This window comes from Olleya sp. KJ81-1, from assembly GCF_055808135.1.
The window spans coordinates 1782516-1800074 of the sequence record NZ_CM147854.1; the positions used below are offsets into that span (position 1 = coordinate 1782516).

Genomic DNA, 17559 nt, shown 5'->3' on the forward strand with positions numbered 1-17559 from the left:
ATATTATTAAAACCTACTTATAACTCTTCAATTTCTCTTTAGTAAAATCACTTAAAACTAGTTTTCCACTAATTTCGGCACGCTCCAGTAGAGAAACACACCACTCATTTGCATCTTCCCATAGCACTCTTTTAAGTTCTAACAAAGCTTCTGGATTGTAACTTGCCAATTTAGCAGCTAAAGTATCTACAGCATTATCTAACGCTTCAACAGAATCAAACACATTGGCATATAAGCCTTTTTCTTTTGCATATTCTGCAGTAAAAAATGATTCGGCATCAATAGTCATTTGAGAAAACGCAGTTTGACCCATTTTTCTAGTAACTGCAGGCTCAATAACAAAAGGTCCAATTCCAATACTAATTTCGCTAAGTTTTATGGCAGCAAACTTAGTAGCCAAACAATAGTCGGTTGCACTTGCCAATCCAACACCACCTCCAACAGCTTTACCTTGTACGCGACCAATAATTAACTTTGGACATTTACGCATCGCATTAATTACATTTGCAAAACCAGAAAAAAAGCGCTTACCCTCTTCTAAATTAGTAATAGCCACTAACTCTGTAAAACTTGCTCCTGCACAAAATGTACGCTCGCCTCCACTTTTTAAAACAATTACTTTAATGTCATTATTTTTACCTGCATCTTTAATAGCTAATTCCAATTGTTTCAAAATTGGACTAGGCATCGCATTATGTTCTGGTGTAAAAAAAGTGATGTAACCTATGTTATTTTCAATGGATTGATTAACGTATGCTTGAGACATATACTGCTTTTTTTAAGTTGAAGTTACACAAATTTAAGGATTTTTAAGTTTCAAATTAGTAGCTTTGTAATAAACAATTATACTATGGGAATTTTTAGTTTTCTTTTTGGAAATAAAGCCAATAAAATAAAAGAATTTACAGATCGAGGTGCTGTTATATTAGATGTACGCTCAAAAGCAGAATATGACTCTGGAGCTATTCCAGGTTCTAAACATATTCCGTTACAACAAATACAAGCAAAAGTTGCAGATATAAAAAAATGGAACAAGCCAGTAATTACTTGTTGTGCAAGTGGTATGCGCTCTGGTAGTGCTGCAGCAATTTTACGCAGCAATGGTATAGAGGTTATGAATGGTGGTGGATGGCAAAGCCTATATAATAAGCTATAGTTTTAAAATTTCTAACCTGTCTGGAGTATCTATTTTACTGTCGTTATACTGCAACGTCCAACCTAAACTATTGGTTAAAATATAAAATTTAGACAGCTCGCTTACCAATCTGTTTTTAGCATTAATACGTAAATTGGATGCCTCTATTTTTTTTGTTATGCGTGTTGTAACAATTTCTTTTATTTTGTTATAATCGTCATGATTAAAAGCGTTAAGGTATCCACTTTCTACGTCGTAATATTCTAAATTTGGATAAATTTTTAATTCTTCTTTAGGAATAGATTTTATTTTTAAAACCTTATTAATACTATCTATTTCATATTCAATTTTACTTAAATCATAAGCCACAGTAACCTCAGCATTTACAATAACTAATGCTTGTTTATCTGAGGTTAAATTAGCAAACAAAGCTTTTGAATTTTTATAACTGTAGGCATCACTAAAATACCCTTCGGTAACAATTAATTTACCAACATTATTTATTTGTTTTTGGATTAACGCAGAGTGTTCTCTTACAACTGTTTTATCTGCACTACCTTCTGTACACTTCTTTATTACAAAAGAAACTACAAACGCTATTACTATACCTATTACTATTTTTCGCATACCATAAAAGTACATAAAAAAAGCATTTAAGATTTTAATAATTATTGAAAAATTTAGCAACATTTAAAACCTACCGTTACTAATTAAAAAGAGACTTTTAAGAATCGAAAAAAACTTAAAAAATTAGTAACAAAAAAAACACCAACATAAAAACTAGATTGGCAGTTCTATGGTTGGTGTTTGAAAATATAATGATTAATAGCTTTATAAAAATAAGCCTACTTTTTCGTTTAATATTTTTTATTCGACAAAAAGGATAAATAATTAGTTGTAAGCAATATTTGTATTAAAAAAGCTACAAATCAACTACTTACAAATTACTAAAACTTAATATTAGGAAACTGATTTGTTAGCGTAATTTGTCTTTCTACCAATTGCTGTACAAATTTAAGATGTGCAGTCGAGTTTGGATTGAATGGTTTGTGCTGTAATCCTTTTTGAATAATATCTACTTCAGACATAATAGCAATAGCAGAATCTGCCATCCAAACCGTTTTAAATCTATCCCAAATATAATCGACCGCTAATGGACTTGGATGTAGCAAATCTTGGTTATAAAAACGGTAATCACGTAACTCATCCATCATAATTTCGTAAGAAGGAAAATAATGAGATTGGTCATCCAACACTTTATGGAGCGCAGCAAGTAAATGCGATTTACTTTGTGTGTTTTCTATAAAACCATCCTTGATATGCCTAACAGGTGATACTGTAAATATAAAATTAACCTTAGGATTTACCTTTTTAACCTGCTCTATTATAGACTGTAATGCTGCTACAATAACATCTACACTTAATATTTGTTTTTGAAATTGCTGCTGCGGAATTTTATGACAGTTAGCTACAATTTTATTAGTCTTTAAGTAACGGTATACCCAAGCTGTACCTAAAGTGATGACAACATGTGTGCTTTGCTTTAAATAATGACTAGTCTTTTGCGAAGCTGCATTAAGTTGGTGCAATAATAAGCTTTTGGTATGTTGACTTAATTTTGAATGTGCATCAAAACTATGAAACTGCTCGTTATTAATAAACACGTCATCCTCTGCATATTTTTTACCATGTAATGCATTAGATACTAAATTATGAATCGCTATTGGATGAAACAAAATACCAAACGGATTAACGTAGTGCTGAAACTTGAAATATTCAAATTTTTCACCAATATTTTCCGCAAAGCATGAGCCTAACAAAAACACTTTAGAGTTATAATCTATCAGATTATACTCTTGTTTTTTTAATGGTATTTTGGTTTGAAGATTCATCTTATTTTAATTCTTAAATTTTAAAAATGTTTTTTTAACAAGAAAAACACTAATTAAATGCTGCCATCACTTTGAACAAATAGCTCTCGCTGAAACGCTAAGAAGCAAAGACGTATTCTTTTAAAAAAATCAAATCTTATCTATTTACAAATTATTTACAATCCGAGTTATACCTGTTTTTATTAAAGGACTATTAAAATTGATCAGTAAACCCAATTTTAAACCACTCAATTTTAAATACGTTAGTAATTGTTTTGGATGTACTGGATGAATTTCTTGAACTGATTTAATTTCGATGATTACTTTATTATCCACAATTAAATCCGTCCTAAAACCCAAATCTAACGTTTTACTTTTCCAAACCACTGGTAACTCTTTTTGTCTCTCGACAGATAAGCCTGCAGCTATTAATTCTGTATAAAGTATTTCCTCATAAACGGACTCTAAAAGTCCTGGGCCCAACTGAACATGAATATTATAACAACAATTAACTATAATCGATGACAGGTAATCCTCAAATTTTCTATTCTGCTCCATTTAACCAAAACTACAAAAATATAACTTTAAGACTTCCCTACTTTGCGAGAAAAACCTTTAAGAGATATACCCTTTAGCAGCCTCTAAAGCATTATCTATACCATCTGGATGCTTACCACCTGCTGTTGCAAAAAATGGCTGTCCACCTCCTCCACCATGGATGTGTTTACCTAATTCTCTAACAATAGTTCCTGCATTAAGCCCTTTAGCGTCCACTAAACTTTTAGACACATAACATGACAGTATTGCTTTACCATCATTTTCTGCTCCAAATAACAAGTATAAGTTGTCAAATTGGCTACCTAACTCAAAACATAAATCTTTAATACCAGAAGGATCTAAATCTAATTGTTTAGCTAAGAAGTTTACTCCGTTTATTTCTGTAATTTCATTTTTAAGCTCGCCTTTTATATTCTTAGCTTTATCTTTAAGTAATTGTTCTATTTGCTTTTTAAGACTTGAATTTTCCTCTTGAAGATTCTGTAATGCTTTAACAGGCTCTTGTGCGTTGTTAAGCATATCTTTCATTTCAAAAAATGATCTATTATTGTCCTGATAATAAGACTTAACAGCATCATTTGTAATTGCTTCAATACGACGTATACCTGAAGCAACTGCACCTTCAGACACTATTTTAAAATGCCAGATATCTGCAGTGTTATCCACGTGTGTTCCTCCACATAATTCTATAGACTGACCAAAACGTACTGTACGCACAGCGTCTCCATACTTTTCGCCAAATAAAGCCATAGCACCTTCTTCAATCGCTTTTTCCATTGGTACGTTGCGACCCTCTTGTAATGGCAACTTACTTTCTATTCTAGAGTTTACAAAGTTTTCTACATCACGTAATTCTTCAACAGTTAACTTAGAAAAGTGAGAGAAATCAAAACGCAAATATTTAGAGTGTACTGCACTACCTTTTTGCTCTACATGCTCTCCTAAAACCTCTCTTAAAGCTTGATGCAATAAATGTGTTGCTGTATGGTTACATTCTGTTCTGTAACGTTGTTTCTCGTCAACTTTTGCTACAAACACTTGATTTACATCACGAGGTAACTCTTTAGTTAAGTGAATAATAACGTTGTTTTCCTTTTTAGTATCTACAATATAAAATACGTCACCATTCCCAGCTTGTATATATCCTTTATCTCCAACTTGCCCTCCACCTTCAGCATAAAATGGTGTTAGATTAAAGACTAGTTGGTGCATCTCGCCATCTTTTTTAGAAACGACTTTACGGTATTTTGTAATTTTAACTTTAGCTTCTAATTGATCGTAGCCTATAAACTCTTGGTCTTCATCTTGGATAAGCACTGTCCAATCGTCAGATTTTAACTCTGATGCTTCACGACCTCTACCTTGTTGTTCTTTTAAGCGCTTATTAAATTCGCCTTTATTATAAGAGAATCCTTTTTCACGTAAAATTAAATCCGTTAAATCTTCAGGAAAACCATAGGTATCTTTAAGTTCAAAAACCTTAGACCCTGACACTTGCTTATCTGTTGCATTGTCTACAATACGATCTAAAATTGCTAAACCTTGATCTAATGTTCTTAAAAAAGAGGCTTCTTCTTCCTTAATTACATTTTCTATTAATTGCTTTTGTGCTTTTAATTCTGGAAAAGCTGATCCCATTTTTTCGGTTAAAACATTAACCAAACGGTAAATAAATGGTTCTTTTTTATCTAAAAAAGTAAAACCATAACGTACTGCACGACGCAAAATACGACGGATTACATAACCAGCTCCTGTATTACTTGGCAATTGTCCATCTGCTATAGAAAAAGCTACAGCACGAACATGATCAGAGATAACACGAATAGCAATATCTACTTTTTCTTCTTTATTATAATCTTTCCCAGTAATGGTTTCAATCTCTCTAATTATTGGCGTAAACACGTCTGTATCGTAATTAGATTGTACGTTTTGCAACACCATGCATAAACGCTCAAATCCCATTCCTGTATCAATATGTTTGTTAGGCAAACCTTCTAAGGTTCCGTTTGCTTTACGGTTGTATTGCATAAAAACTAAATTCCATATTTCCACAACTTGTGGATGGTCTTCATTTATTAAAGTCTTACCATCTACTTTAGCTTTTTCTTCAGCAGATCTAATATCAACATGGATTTCACTACAAGGTCCACAAGGTCCTTGCTCTCCCATTTCCCAGAAGTTATCCTTTTTATTTCCTTTTAAAATACGGTCTTCACTAATGTACTGTTTCCAAATATCAAAAGCTTCGGTATCCATTTTAAGGTTATCCTCATCATCACTTCCTTCAAAAACGGTAACGTATAATATATCCTTATCAATTTTATACACTTCGGTTAAAAGTTCCCAAGCCCAAGCAATTGCTTCCTTTTTAAAATAATCGCCAAAAGACCAGTTACCCAACATTTCAAATAATGTGTGGTGGTAGGTGTCATAACCAACTTCTTCTAAATCGTTATGTTTTCCAGAGACACGTAAACATTTTTGGCTATCTGTAAGTCTATTATTTTTTGGTTGACCATTACCTAAAAAGTACTCTTTAAAAGGAGCCATACCAGAATTAACAAACATTAATGTTGGATCATCCTTTAACACCATTGGTGCAGAAGGTACGATACTATGTTTTTTATCTTCAAAAAATTTAAGAAAAGTTGCGCGTATGTCTTGAGAGTTCATAATACTATGTTGATAATCTTGTTAGCATAAGCTTAACGCTTATTAAAACAATTTATATATTTGTTATTCGTTACTATTTAATTAACTGAAAAATTCAGGTTTATTAATTGCAAAAATAGTATAAATTAGATAATGAGTAAGGTAAAATATTATTATGATTCTGAAACGCTCTCTTATAAAAAAATAGAGCGTAAAAAAAGACGCACATTTAAGTTTATAACACTATTTTTAGTTGCTGCTGCTTTGTTTGGTTTTTTGTTTGTTTTTATAGGTGGTCATTATTTTGAGTCTCCAAAAGAAAAAGCCCTAAAACGCGAGTTAACCAATCTAGAACTTCAGTTTGATTTACTTAACAAAAAAATGGAAGAGGCTGAAACGGTCTTAGCCAATATAGAAGATCGTGACAACGCTATTTACAGGTTATATTTTGAAGCCAATCCCATCCCTGAAGAGCAACGAAAAGCAGGTTTTGGTGGTGTTAATAGATACAAAAAACTAGATGGTTATGATAATTCAGAATTAATTATAAGCAGTTCAAAACGTATAGACAAACTATTAAAACGTATTGTAGTACAATCCAAATCTTTAGATGAAATTGCTGTTTTAGCTGAAGAAAAAGAAAAACTACTACTTGCAATTCCTGCTATACAACCCGTTAGCAACGAAGACTTAACACGCATGGCTTCTGGTTATGGTATGCGATCTGACCCTTTTACTAAACTAAGAAAAATGCATTGGGGAATGGACTTTACTTCTCCAAGAGGCACACCTGTTTATGCATCTGGTGATGGTATTGTAGAGCGTGCAGACAGTAATTCTGCTGGATATGGAAACCATATTAGAATAGATCATGGTTATGGTTATGTATCGTTATATGCACACTTATTTAAATATAATGTCCAAAAAAACCAACGTGTTAAACGTGGTGACTTAATTGGCTTTGTAGGTAGTACAGGACGCTCTGAAGCACCACACTTACATTACGAAATATTTAAAGATGGAGAACGTATTAACCCAATTAACTTTTACTATGGTAGTTTAACACCAGAAGAGTTTAATAAGTTATTAGAACGTGCTTCACTTGAAAACCAATCTTTAGATTAATGATTATAGACCTTCCAGAAAAACGGTATTACACCATAGGTGAAGTCGCTAAAGCATTTGATGTTAACACATCATTAATCCGTTTTTGGGAAAAAGAATTTGACGAGCTTAAGCCAAAAAAGACAGCAAAAGGCAATCGAAAATTTACACCTGAAGACATTAAAAACCTTCAACTAATTTTTCATTTAGTAAAAGAACGTGGGTTTACTTTGGATGGTGCAAAAATTCATTTAAAAGAAGAAAGAAAAAAACACTTGATAATTTTGAAATTATAGCTAAATTGGAAGGTGTAAGAGATCAACTAATCAAACTAAAAGAACAACTTTAAAACCAACAATTATGAAAAAATGGCTTGTACCAGTAATTATTATTGCAATAATTGCTTTTAGCTTATACAAATGGGCAGTAGGAATAAACAATACAGCAGTAACTTTAGAAGCTAATGCAAAAACTGCATGGTCTAATGTAGAGAGCACCTACCAAAGACGTAATGATTTATATAGTAGTGTAATTAAAACGGTTCAAGGATCTGCTGATTTTGAAAGAAAAACGTTAAACGAAGTTATTGCAGCTCGTGCAAAAGCAACATCTGTTAATATTGATGCTAGTAATTTAACTCCAGAAAAAATGGAAGCTTTTCAAAAAGCACAGAGTGAATTAAGTGGATCTTTTAGTAGACTTATTGCCTCTTTTGAAAGATATCCAGAATTAAAAACCACAGAACAGTTTAAAGAATTTATCTCTCAGCAAGAAGGTACTGAAAACCGAATAAATGTTGCTAGAGATAGATATAATGAAGAAGTAAATAAATATGATATTTATACTTCTAAATTCCCTAACAGCTTATTAACAGGATGGTTTGGATTTAAAGAAATGGCTAGATACAAAGCTGATCCTGGATCGGAAAACGTACCTGATGTAGAATTTAAATTTGACTAAAAACATGATACCTGAAGACGTAGAATCTTTTCTATCCACTACCGAAGAGCAAGAAATTGTTGAGGCTATACGTATAGCAGAAGATCATACGTCTGGAGAAATCCGTGTGCATATTGAAAACACTTGTAATGACAACCTTGAAGGTCGCGCATTACAAGTGTTTTCTGTTTTAAAAATGCATAATACTAAAGACAGAAATGGTGTTTTAATTTACGTTGCTGTAAACGACCATAAATTTGGAATTTATGGAGATAAAGGTATTAACGATGTTGTGACTAAAGATTTTTGGGACAACACTAAGTTAATTATCCAAAATCAATTTAAAAATGGTCAGTTTAAACAAGGGTTAGTAGATGGTATTTTACATGCTGGCCAACAACTAAAAACCCATTTTCCAGTCCAAGATAATGACACTAACCAGTTGACAAATACGATCTCTAAAGGATGAAATTAAAAAACCAACGGTTAGCAGTTTTTAAGCAATCTATAAAACAGTATACAATGCCAATCATTGTAATGTTATTGTTATTATCGTTTACCACCAGTTTTGCACAATTTAAAATACCAGAAAAACCAAGCCTATCAAATGGTGGACAAACTAGTGTCTATGATTATGCAAATTTGTTATCTGCAAGTGAGAAAAGCACTTTAGAAAACAAATTAATAAAATACTCTGACACAACCTCAACTCAAATTGTGGTTGCTATAATAACATCCACTGATGGAGAATACATAAATTATTTAGGCACACAATGGGCACATGCTTGGGGAATTGGTCAAGAAAAAGAAGATAATGGTGTATTTATTTTATTAGCTAGAAATGATCGTAAAATAAATATTAGTACTGGTTATGGAGTAGAGCATTTATTAACTGACGCTATGTCGCGTCGTATTATAGAAAGAGATATAATCCCATACTTTAAGCAAAATGATTATTATGGAGGCTTAAATCGTGGTGCTGATGCTATTTTTGAAGTCTTAACTGGAGCATATCAAGGCTCTAGACAAAACACCAATGCAGGAGACTTCCCTGTAGGACTTATATTCTTTTTATTTATTGTGTTTGTCATCATACTAATCTCTGTATCTAAAAACCAAAAAGGTGGTAATGGTACAGATAACTTTGGAGGAGGTAGCAACACAACACGAAGTATTTTAGAAGCTATCATTTTAAGTAACTCTGGACGTGGAGGTTACAGAAGTGGTTCCGGAGGATTTGGAGGTGGTTTTGGAGGCTCTTCTGGAGGAGGTGGATTTGGTGGAGGCTTCGGTGGAGGTGGCTTTGGAGGTGGAGGCGCTTCTGGAGGTTGGTAAGATTTTATCGAATAAAAGCATTATATATCGTTGTTGTGCATAATATGAGAAAACTGACACTTGCAATATTACTTTTGACTTTGATTTCCTGTAATTATGGAAAAAATGGAATTACAGCGGAAATCAAAAATTCTTCTGACAAAACTATTAGGAATGTGACTTTTTTATCGGACGGAAATACAAAACTGGAATTTGATAAACTTGAACCGAACCAAACTGTTGAGGAATTTCTCGATATGACAAATAATCAAAAAGGAGATGGTGCATATGGTTTAATATTTAAAAGAGAAAATGGAAAAAGGGAACAAACCGTTGGTGGATATTATACGAATGGAGGCTCTTTGAACAGAAAAGTAGTTTGTGAAATTAAGAACGACACAATTCTAATGAAATTTAGTGGAACTGGATATTAAAAAATACTATGCACAACAATGTATAACCGCAATTACGGCGGATTCGACTACGTCCGAATCCACTCGGAATTGCTACCGTCGGTCTCTGCCGAAAGATTGTTTAACTTTAACCCGTAACTGACGGTTATACTTACCGTTGTATGCAATTAAAAAAACCAAGATAATGACAAAAAACCTAGTTCTGATTTTTACAATTTTGACTTTCCTTTCGTGCGGAAATGAATCGGATAAAATGATTTATAAAACAAAAGGTGGAGAATTTGCTTCTCAACCTGGGAATTTTATCGCTGACTTTCCAACCGAACCGAATTATTCTGCGATTGATAACCAAATCGGACTTGACAAATTCCAAATCCATTTATTTCGTTCGACTTTAGGACCAAATAAAATTTTTACAATTGAGTACCTCGATTATCCAGAACATATGATTAAATCAATGACTGACGAACAAATTTATTCACAAGGAGTAACAAATTACTCAAACAAAATGACCGAATCGTTTAATTTAGAATTTCAAGAATCGATTGAACAACACGGATTGAATGGACAATATTTTGTTCTCAATCTCAAGCAAAATGCAATTGACAAAGGAATAGAAGGCCATATTCAAGGAAAATTATTTAGAAAAGGGAATCGAGTTTATACAGTTTCATATATGGGACAGAATGATAAGAATGTAGATACGTTTATGAAATCATTTCGTCTGATAAAATAACTGCATACAACACCGTGTATAATTAATTGCTTGTTTTAAGCCTACTTACGAACATTCCTGCGGAATATTCTATCTGTGATTTATTTGCTAAATTAGTGCCTAAATCACGCAAGAAACCATATACAAACACGTTTTGCACAATTAAAAAATGACACGTCAAATCAGAGATAAACTAATTTATGAAAATCAAGAATATTATCTTAATTCTGAACTAATAGAAGTCTACTTTCGACAACATCCAGAAAAACGACCTAAATTTGAAATAAGTTGTAGTGCTTTGTGGAGAGGATACGTTGCGATATTTGAGGTCAAAAATAATAAGCTTTTAATTAAAGAACTAGATTGGTTGACTGACATAAATTTTAATATGCAATCATTTCGAGAAGAATTATTTCCAAATAACAAGTTTGAATGGTATTCTGGGCTTATAAGAATTGATGAATTTAGAGGAGAATTTGACAAAGAACCTGAAAACGGAATATTTGAATATTTGGAGATTGAAAACGGAAATTTGATACAGAAAAGAACATTCAATTTTGAGGAACTTCAAAGATTTAAGAAAGAACAATATGACTATTTTTTATTATCTGATGAAGTAGAACATCTTTATGAATTTTGGGAAAGAAATAATGAAAATGGAGTTATTAATAAAGAAAGAATTAATACAATCATTTTGAAAAACATAATGGAATACACTCAAAAAGTATACGTTGAATAAAACCATATTCAACAATGTGACCAATTAAAAATTGAAGTATATAGACAAATTCAAACAAAAAAAGTAACTTTACAAAATCGTTAGGGGTGCCCAAATATGGCTGAGATTATACCCTATGAACCTGATATGTTTAACAACAGCGGAGGGAAACGAGCCTTGTACATAATTGCATATATAATTATACAAGCCACTTTCGCAGCTACGAAAGTGGCTTTTTTTATTATAAAAATTGACAATAAATACTATGTCCAAAAAACAACAACTCAACAAAATTTTAAATGAATTAAAAGCACAGGCACCTTTAGTTCATAACATCACCAACTATGTCGTGATGAACACTACTGCCAATGCATTACTTGCTATTGGCGCATCACCTGTAATGGCACATGCAATTGAAGAGGTCGAAGAGATTACTTCCATTGCTTCAGCTTTGGTCATTAATATGGGAACACTAAGTCCAAAATGGGTTGAAGCAATGGAATTAGCCATTAAAAAAGCAAACCAACTTAATATACCAGTTGTTTTTGACCCTGTAGGTGTAGGTGCTTCTTCCTACAGAACTAAAACTGCTTTAAGCATTATAGAAAAATACAAACCTTCGGTTATTAGAGGGAATGCATCAGAAATTTTAGCATTAACTCAATTAAGCAATAATACTAAAGGTGTTGATAGTACAATAAGTTCAGAAAATGCATTAAATGCAGCTCAAGAGCTTTCCAAAAAATTAAATAGTACCATTGTTATAAGTGGTGCTGTAGATTATATTATTACAGGAAACCTAATTGATAAAGTAACCAAAGGAAAACCTATTATGGCCAAAGTTACTGGAATGGGTTGTACTGCGACTAGCATTATTGGATCTTGCATAGCAGTAAACCAAAACTACCATGTTGCTTCATATATGGCAATGGAATTAATGGGAAAAGCTGGAAATATGGCTGATAAAATATCACATGGTACTGGAAGTTTTCAAGTAAATTTTCTTGATGCTTTATACCAAATTTCTAATAAATAATGAAACAGCAAGATTATTCTCTAATGTATGTTACTGATGAACGAATAACTGACAATACAGCGTTTTTAAATGTTTTAGAATCCAGTTTAAAAGGTGGTGTGAGCATAGTGCAATTAAGAGAAAAAAACTAAATACTAAAGCATTTTATATTCGAGCCCTAGCTGTAAAAAATCTTTGTTTAAAATACAAGATTCCACTTATTATAAATGACAGAATAGATATTGCTTTAGCTATAGATGCTGATGGTATTCATATTGGTCAAAAAGATTTGCCTGCTCCTATTGCTAGGAAGTTATTAGGAAAAAATAAAATTATAGGTTGGTCTGTAAGTAATATAAAACAAGCTTTGGAAGCTAACCATCTAGACGTGAATTATATTGGCATATCTCCAATTTTTAATACTAATACAAAAACAAAAGATTTAGACTCGCCTTTAGGTATTGCAGGCTTAAAAGAAATAAAAAAATATGCAGCATACCTATTATTTGTATTGGAGGTATCAACAACAAAAATACTGCAAGCATAATACAACATGGATCAGATGGTGTAGCAATAGTTTCGGCTATTTCACAAGCTGACAATCCAGAACAAGCAACAGCACAATTAAAAGAAATTATATGTCAAACTGGTACGAAAAAATAAATTTAAAAACAGCACACATTTTAGAACAAATAAAAGCGCATAGTTTTATACAAGAGCTTATGGCTGGAACGCTTCCAAAAGACATATTTTATTTTTATATAAATCAAGACGCTATTTATTTATCTGAATACAAAAAGATTTTGGCACAAATAGGTATAAAATGTTCTGATGAAAATGATACACAGTTTTTTTTGAATGCAGCCACAGGAATCATAAATGTAGAAAATGCTTTGCATCAAAATTTTCTTAATCAAAAAACTATTACAAACGAAGCTTCAATTACGTGCGAACTATATATAAGTTACTTATCGCGTATGGCACATACTAAATCTTTAGAAGAAGGTCTTGCAGCTGTGCTTCCATGTTTTACTATTTACCAACAGATTGGAGATTACATCTTAGCCAATCAGACAAATAAAAACAACAATCCATACCAAGATTGGATTAATACCTATGGTGGAGAAGCATTTGCAAATTCAGTAAAAAGTGCAATTGAAATAACTAACAAGCATACCATTAAAGCATCACAAGAAAGTATAAATAACATGAATAAAGCTTTTGAAAAAGCTTCAAAATTAGAATGGATGTTTTGGGATAGTGCTTATAATAAAGAATCATGGAAAATATAAAAACACCCTACAAAAGTGTATTAACTATTGCAGGCAGCGACTCTGGTGGTTGCGCAGGAATACAGGCTGACATCAAAAGTATTTCGGCATGTGGCGCATTTGCAGCAAGTGTTATAACTGCATCTACAGCGCAAAATACCAAAGGTGTCTTTGATATACATCCAATGCCTATTTTTCATATTGAAAAACAACTAGATGCTGTGTTTTCAGATATTAATTTTGATGCCATAAAAATAGGCATGCTCCATTCCTGTGAAGTAATAGAAATTGTTGGTATAAAATTAGCTGAATACCATGCAAAAAACGTTGTAATAGATCCTGTAATGATAGCAACATCAGGCGACAAGTTAATTACAGACCAAGCTATAGATTGCTTAAAAAAATTATTGCCAAAAGCATTGTTAATTACACCAAATAGCAAGGAAGCAGAAACATTAATTGGATATGCAATTAATACAAATAATGCTAAAACTGCTGCAAAAGATATAGGATTAACATTTAAAACATCTGTATTATTAAAAGGTGGTCATTTAGAAGATTCAACAGACGATATGTTTGATGTATTGTACAATTTTTCAACTGATACATTATCTGTGTTTAAAAACCCAAGAATAAACACAAATAATACACATGGTACTGGTTGTAGTTTATCTTCAAGTATAGCTGCATTTTTAAGCAAAGACGATGATTTAGAGTATGCTGTTAAGCAAGCTTGTGAATATATAAACGTGGCTATTGCTAATGGGAAAAACAAAATTTTAGGACATGGAAATGGTCCTATAAATCACTTTGGATTAAAATAACTGCATGAACTAAAAATACTAAACCATTATTAACAATACACATTAACTAATCACATATTATACAACACAAAAGCAGCTTACGTTTTAAGGTAAGCTGCTTTTTTTATTATAGACTTTATTTAGGTTATGGATTAATTAATCCATGTAATACATACCATTATCTCTAGATTCTCCCTTAGACCCTAAACTATTAAACTTCCAACTAAAGTTAAGCATAAAGTATTGACGTAATACAGTACTTTGCGTATCCTGTATATAGTCATTAGTAGCTGTACGTCTTGCGTTGGTATTTTGATTTAATAAATCATAAACTTTTAGCGTGACTAACCCTTTATCTTTTAATACTGAATACGCTACACTAGCATTCCAAAACCAAGCATCTTTTTGAAAACCATCTGCTATATTTGGATTATAATTATAGGTGACATCATTTCGCCATTCTAAACCTTTTGGAAGAAAAAATGCAGTATTTAAATCTAAATTATGAGATGTAAAGTTTCTGTCTTCAAAAGCTTCAATATCGTATTTATTATTTGTAAATGAAATTCGGTAACGTGGTTTAAACTCAAAAATAGTGTTATAAACATAATCAATCCCAAAGTTTGGATTAAACACCAATACATTACTTGCGTATTGCACGTCGTTATTATAGTTTATATTTTTTGAAAAGTTTGACCAGTTACCAATTTTAAATCTTACAGATTGTAAAGAGTCTATTTTAAACTTTTTACTATAATCCACTCCAAAATACCCACTTTGATTACCGTCTACATTGTCATAAGTAGTAATACGTTTTAAAGTTGCTGGATCAATTGTTGTTCTAGACACGACTGCATTTTGGCTTCTAGAAATATTAGCATACATGTAAAAACCAGAACGTTCTTGCCAATTATAAGCATTAAAGCCCATGTAAAAACTATGCTCATTAGTTGGCTCTAGATTAGGATTACCAACAACTGTATTTAATGGGTTTGACACATCCTCAAACGCTTGTAATTGCCTTAAAGATGGTGGTCTATTTGATAGTCTATAATTGGCATAAATAGAAGCCTTTTTACTAAATCTATAATTAAAATTAGATCTTAGCTCGACTGCTTTAAAATCTCTTTCAACATTAAATTGCGGTCGTAATCCATCTTGATTTTTCAAAGTTCTAGACACGTAATCTGCACCTACTCTAGCAGACCATTTTTCTTTATTATAACTTAAGCTAACTCCTGGTGCGCTTTTAATATCTGTGTATTCAAAATCTGTACTTAACAGTTCATTAAAAGCATCATAATTATCTGTACCAGAGTTATAATCAAAGGTACTTTGTTTGTTTTCGTCTTTATTACGTTGGTATTCATAATCAAAACTTACAAAAAATTCTTTTTCAATAATTGGCAATCTATAGCTTATATCTGTTTGTAAATTGTTGCTAGTATTATCACCATCAGTAAATTGGTTTCGGTTAATAGTTTCTGGACTTGATCCAAACACTTCGGTATTAGAATTTATAAAGTCTTCACTTTCGCTATTATTAAAACTGTTATCCAATCCAAATCTTAAATAGGCACCCTTATTACCAAACTTTTTAGTAACGCTAATTTCATTTGAAAAGTTTTTAACGCGATTATCTACAAACGATGATAATGTAGATTGGTTGGTTAACGCTCTATCCTCATCTAAAGTTTCGTCTTGACTAGTATAATCTGTTGTACTTTTTGAGTAAGCAAAGGATGGTTTGATGTTTATAAAAAATGTAGTGTCAATTTTTATTTCAAAATCCGAATTTACAGTATGACTCTGTGTATCGTTATTTGAGCGAGATCTAGAATTAGAAAAATATCTAGAATCTGATAAAATAGTTTCCCTTTGGGAAGACGTTTCGTTTTCAGAGTTACTGTTTGAGAAAAAATAATCTGCAGCAACTTCTGTTTTTTCGCTTAAAGCATCTGCATAATTGGCTCCTGCTAATTTAGAGGTTGTAATCCCTTGACCACCTCCAAATTGTCTTCCGTTAATACTAAAAGAACCATTGCTATCCCAACTTCGGCTTCCACCACTACCAAACATTTTTTCGATTTCACCAAAACTAAATCCTGGCGAGTTTATGTTATTACCACCAACTAAAACGCTAATACGTTGGTCGTTGTCAAACCTATTAAACATTCCGGCAAACTCGTATCTTTTATCTGTCCCAACTCCTGCTGCTACACGTCCAAAAACACCTTTATTGTTTTCTTCTTTTATGGTTAAGTTTATGGTTTTGTTTTCTTTATCTCCTTCTTCTCCTGTAAAGGCTTCACTTTTTGTTTTGGTATCAACAACTTGGATTTTTTCAATAATCTCTTTAGTTAAATTTTTTATTGTAATAGAAGGATCGTTTCCAAAAAAGGGTTTACCGTTTACCAATATTTTATTAACCTCTTTACCGTTAACTTTAATCTTACCTTCTTCGTCAATTTCGACACCTGGTAATTGTTTTAGTAAATCCTCTACAGTTGCGTCTTTTTTGGTTTTAAATGAATTTACATTAAACTCTAAAGTATCTTTTTTAATAGTTACAGGAGCTGAAGACTTGATAACCACCTCATCTAAGGCATTACTAATTTGCAAATTAATTTCACCCAAATTAATGGTTCCGCCTGCTTTGATAGCTATTTGTTTCTTGTAAGATTGGTAACCTACGTAAGACACTAGAAGGTTTAAATTTTCTTCAGCACTAGCATCTTCTAAACTAAAAGCGCCATTTTTATCTGTAATAGTATAAGTTACTAAACTACTATCTTTGACACGCTCTAGATAAACCGTTGCGGCTTCTAAAGGTGCTTGATCTAAGTCATCAAGCACCTGACCTGTTATAATAAATTCTTTGGATTGACTAAATGAAAAAGCGGTACACAACAGTGCAGTGATAATGATTAGATTACGCATTGGTTTTTGGTTGATGTTATAAAGCCTGATTAATAGCTCTTTATTTTCAAAAACGAAAGTAACCTTGTAATATTATCTTTAGTCTTAAAAGAAACTTAAAATTTCCTTAAA

General features: G+C 32.1%; 18 protein-coding genes, 2 pseudogenes and 1 riboswitch. Of the genes and pseudogenes, 14 read left to right on the forward strand and 6 right to left on the reverse strand.

The genetic code is table 11. The features are described from left to right. Positions 1 to 13: 13 nt before the first annotated feature. A complete protein-coding gene (locus tag AC0L3M_RS08535) occupies positions 14 to 766 on the reverse strand; it encodes an enoyl-CoA hydratase/isomerase family protein (protein WP_473430449.1) in 753 nt (250 codons plus the stop codon). Between the two features lie 84 nt (positions 767 to 850). On the opposite strand from AC0L3M_RS08535, the gene AC0L3M_RS08540 reads away from it, so the two are divergent. Then, the gene (locus AC0L3M_RS08540) at positions 851 to 1156 is read left to right on the forward strand and encodes a rhodanese-like domain-containing protein (protein ID WP_473430450.1); all 306 of its coding nucleotides are present in this window, start codon (positions 851 to 853) and stop codon (positions 1154 to 1156) included. Here AC0L3M_RS08540 and AC0L3M_RS08545 read toward each other — a convergent pair. From AC0L3M_RS08545 to alaS, 4 genes are all read right to left on the reverse strand, one after another. Beyond that, entirely contained in the window at positions 1151 to 1762 is a 612-nt protein-coding gene (locus AC0L3M_RS08545; RefSeq protein ID WP_292950058.1) for a DUF4230 domain-containing protein, read from the reverse strand. The two genes, AC0L3M_RS08540 and AC0L3M_RS08545, sit on opposite strands and share 6 nt — an antisense overlap. A 320-nt stretch (positions 1763 to 2082) precedes the next feature. Further along, positions 2083 to 3027: a GSCFA domain-containing protein gene (locus tag AC0L3M_RS08550; RefSeq protein ID WP_473430451.1), complete on the reverse strand. Its 945-nt coding sequence runs from the start codon at positions 3025 to 3027 to the stop codon at positions 2083 to 2085. A gap of 144 nt (positions 3028 to 3171) precedes the next feature. Beyond that, positions 3172 to 3564, reverse strand: coding sequence for a GxxExxY protein (locus AC0L3M_RS08555; RefSeq protein WP_272021967.1), 393 nt, complete (start codon positions 3562 to 3564; stop codon positions 3172 to 3174). A 57-nt stretch (positions 3565 to 3621) separates the two neighbouring features. Beyond that, a complete protein-coding gene (gene alaS / locus AC0L3M_RS08560) occupies positions 3622 to 6237 on the reverse strand; it encodes an alanine--tRNA ligase (protein WP_473430452.1) in 2616 nt (871 codons plus the stop codon). Positions 6238 to 6369: 132 nt separating this feature from the next. On the opposite strand from alaS, the gene AC0L3M_RS08565 reads away from it, so the two are divergent. The 13 genes and pseudogenes from AC0L3M_RS08565 (at position 6370) to thiD (ending at position 14529) form a co-directional block, all read left to right on the forward strand. After that, entirely contained in the window at positions 6370 to 7341 is a 972-nt protein-coding gene (locus AC0L3M_RS08565; RefSeq protein ID WP_292950064.1) for a M23 family metallopeptidase, read from the forward strand. Beyond that, positions 7341 to 7669: pseudogene (locus AC0L3M_RS08570) on the forward strand (MerR family transcriptional regulator). Before AC0L3M_RS08565 ends, AC0L3M_RS08570 begins: the two are co-directional and overlap by 1 nt. A gap of 11 nt (positions 7670 to 7680) precedes the next feature. Next, entirely contained in the window at positions 7681 to 8280 is a 600-nt protein-coding gene (locus AC0L3M_RS08575; RefSeq protein ID WP_145002966.1) for a LemA family protein, read from the forward strand. 4 nt (positions 8281 to 8284) lie between these two features. After that, entirely contained in the window at positions 8285 to 8728 is a 444-nt protein-coding gene (locus tag AC0L3M_RS08580) for a TPM domain-containing protein (RefSeq protein WP_145002969.1), read from the forward strand. 53 nt (positions 8729 to 8781) lie between these two features. Further along, on the forward strand, positions 8782 to 9594 hold the full coding sequence (locus AC0L3M_RS08585) for a TPM domain-containing protein (protein ID WP_473432492.1): 813 nt from the start codon (positions 8782 to 8784) through the stop codon (positions 9592 to 9594). A gap of 44 nt (positions 9595 to 9638) precedes the next feature. Next, entirely contained in the window at positions 9639 to 10007 is a 369-nt protein-coding gene (locus AC0L3M_RS08590; RefSeq protein WP_473430453.1) for a hypothetical protein, read from the forward strand. Between the two features lie 163 nt (positions 10008 to 10170). Beyond that, positions 10171 to 10722, forward strand: a complete 552-nt coding sequence (locus AC0L3M_RS08595) for a hypothetical protein (protein WP_473430454.1) — start codon at positions 10171 to 10173, stop codon at positions 10720 to 10722. Positions 10723 to 10870: 148 nt separating this feature from the next. Beyond that, entirely contained in the window at positions 10871 to 11440 is a 570-nt protein-coding gene (locus tag AC0L3M_RS08600; RefSeq protein ID WP_473430455.1) for a hypothetical protein, read from the forward strand. Between the two features lie 72 nt (positions 11441 to 11512). Continuing rightward, positions 11513 to 11605: riboswitch (TPP riboswitch) on the forward strand. 79 nt (positions 11606 to 11684) lie between these two features. Next, positions 11685 to 12455 carry a hydroxyethylthiazole kinase gene (thiM, locus tag AC0L3M_RS08605; RefSeq protein ID WP_473430456.1) on the forward strand — a complete coding sequence of 257 codons (771 nt, stop codon included), beginning with the start codon at positions 11685 to 11687 and terminating at the stop codon, positions 12453 to 12455. A 148-nt stretch (positions 12456 to 12603) separates the two neighbouring features. Next, positions 12604 to 12962 (forward strand): annotated as a pseudogene (locus AC0L3M_RS08610) (thiamine phosphate synthase); the annotation flags it as partial. Positions 12963 to 12977: 15 nt separating this feature from the next. Continuing rightward, a complete protein-coding gene (locus AC0L3M_RS08615) occupies positions 12978 to 13097 on the forward strand; it encodes a hypothetical protein (protein ID WP_473432493.1) in 120 nt (39 codons plus the stop codon). Continuing rightward, positions 13073 to 13726, forward strand: coding sequence for a thiaminase II (gene tenA / locus AC0L3M_RS08620; protein WP_473430457.1), 654 nt, complete (start codon positions 13073 to 13075; stop codon positions 13724 to 13726). Before AC0L3M_RS08615 ends, tenA begins: the two co-directional genes overlap by 25 nt. Next, entirely contained in the window at positions 13714 to 14529 is an 816-nt protein-coding gene (gene thiD, locus AC0L3M_RS08625; protein WP_473430458.1) for a bifunctional hydroxymethylpyrimidine kinase/phosphomethylpyrimidine kinase, read from the forward strand. Before tenA ends, thiD begins: the two co-directional genes overlap by 13 nt. Before the next feature lie 135 nt (positions 14530 to 14664). Here the strand turns inward: thiD and AC0L3M_RS08630 are convergent, their stop codons facing one another. Then, complete coding sequence (locus AC0L3M_RS08630; protein ID WP_473430459.1) at positions 14665 to 17448, reverse strand: outer membrane beta-barrel protein; 2784 nt, start codon at positions 17446 to 17448, stop codon at positions 14665 to 14667. Positions 17449 to 17559: the final 111 nt, after the last annotated feature.

Excerpts from the sequence above, each read along its gene's own strand:
- AC0L3M_RS08535 (WP_473430449.1), bottom strand. The coding sequence starts at position 766 with ATGTCTCAAGCATACGTTAATCAATCCATTGAAAATAACATAGGTTAC.
- AC0L3M_RS08540 (WP_473430450.1), top strand. The coding sequence starts at position 851 with ATGGGAATTTTTAGTTTTCTTTTTGGAAATAAAGCCAATAAAATAAAA.
- AC0L3M_RS08545 (WP_292950058.1), bottom strand. The coding sequence starts at position 1,762 with ATGCGAAAAATAGTAATAGGTATAGTAATAGCGTTTGTAGTTTCTTTT.
- AC0L3M_RS08550 (WP_473430451.1), bottom strand. The coding sequence starts at position 3,027 with ATGAATCTTCAAACCAAAATACCATTAAAAAAACAAGAGTATAATCTG.
- AC0L3M_RS08555 (WP_272021967.1), bottom strand. The coding sequence starts at position 3,564 with ATGGAGCAGAATAGAAAATTTGAGGATTACCTGTCATCGATTATAGTT.
- alaS (WP_473430452.1), bottom strand. The coding sequence starts at position 6,237 with ATGAACTCTCAAGACATACGCGCAACTTTTCTTAAATTTTTTGAAGAT.
- AC0L3M_RS08565 (WP_292950064.1), top strand. The coding sequence starts at position 6,370 with ATGAGTAAGGTAAAATATTATTATGATTCTGAAACGCTCTCTTATAAA.
- AC0L3M_RS08575 (WP_145002966.1), top strand. The coding sequence starts at position 7,681 with ATGAAAAAATGGCTTGTACCAGTAATTATTATTGCAATAATTGCTTTT.
- AC0L3M_RS08580 (WP_145002969.1), top strand. The coding sequence starts at position 8,285 with ATGATACCTGAAGACGTAGAATCTTTTCTATCCACTACCGAAGAGCAA.
- AC0L3M_RS08585 (WP_473432492.1), top strand. The coding sequence starts at position 8,782 with ATGCCAATCATTGTAATGTTATTGTTATTATCGTTTACCACCAGTTTT.
- AC0L3M_RS08590 (WP_473430453.1), top strand. The coding sequence starts at position 9,639 with ATGAGAAAACTGACACTTGCAATATTACTTTTGACTTTGATTTCCTGT.
- AC0L3M_RS08595 (WP_473430454.1), top strand. The coding sequence starts at position 10,171 with ATGACAAAAAACCTAGTTCTGATTTTTACAATTTTGACTTTCCTTTCG.
- AC0L3M_RS08600 (WP_473430455.1), top strand. The coding sequence starts at position 10,871 with ATGACACGTCAAATCAGAGATAAACTAATTTATGAAAATCAAGAATAT.
- thiM (WP_473430456.1), top strand. The coding sequence starts at position 11,685 with ATGTCCAAAAAACAACAACTCAACAAAATTTTAAATGAATTAAAAGCA.
- tenA (WP_473430457.1), top strand. The coding sequence starts at position 13,073 with ATGTCAAACTGGTACGAAAAAATAAATTTAAAAACAGCACACATTTTA.
- thiD (WP_473430458.1), top strand. The coding sequence starts at position 13,714 with ATGGAAAATATAAAAACACCCTACAAAAGTGTATTAACTATTGCAGGC.
- AC0L3M_RS08630 (WP_473430459.1), bottom strand. The coding sequence starts at position 17,448 with ATGCGTAATCTAATCATTATCACTGCACTGTTGTGTACCGCTTTTTCA.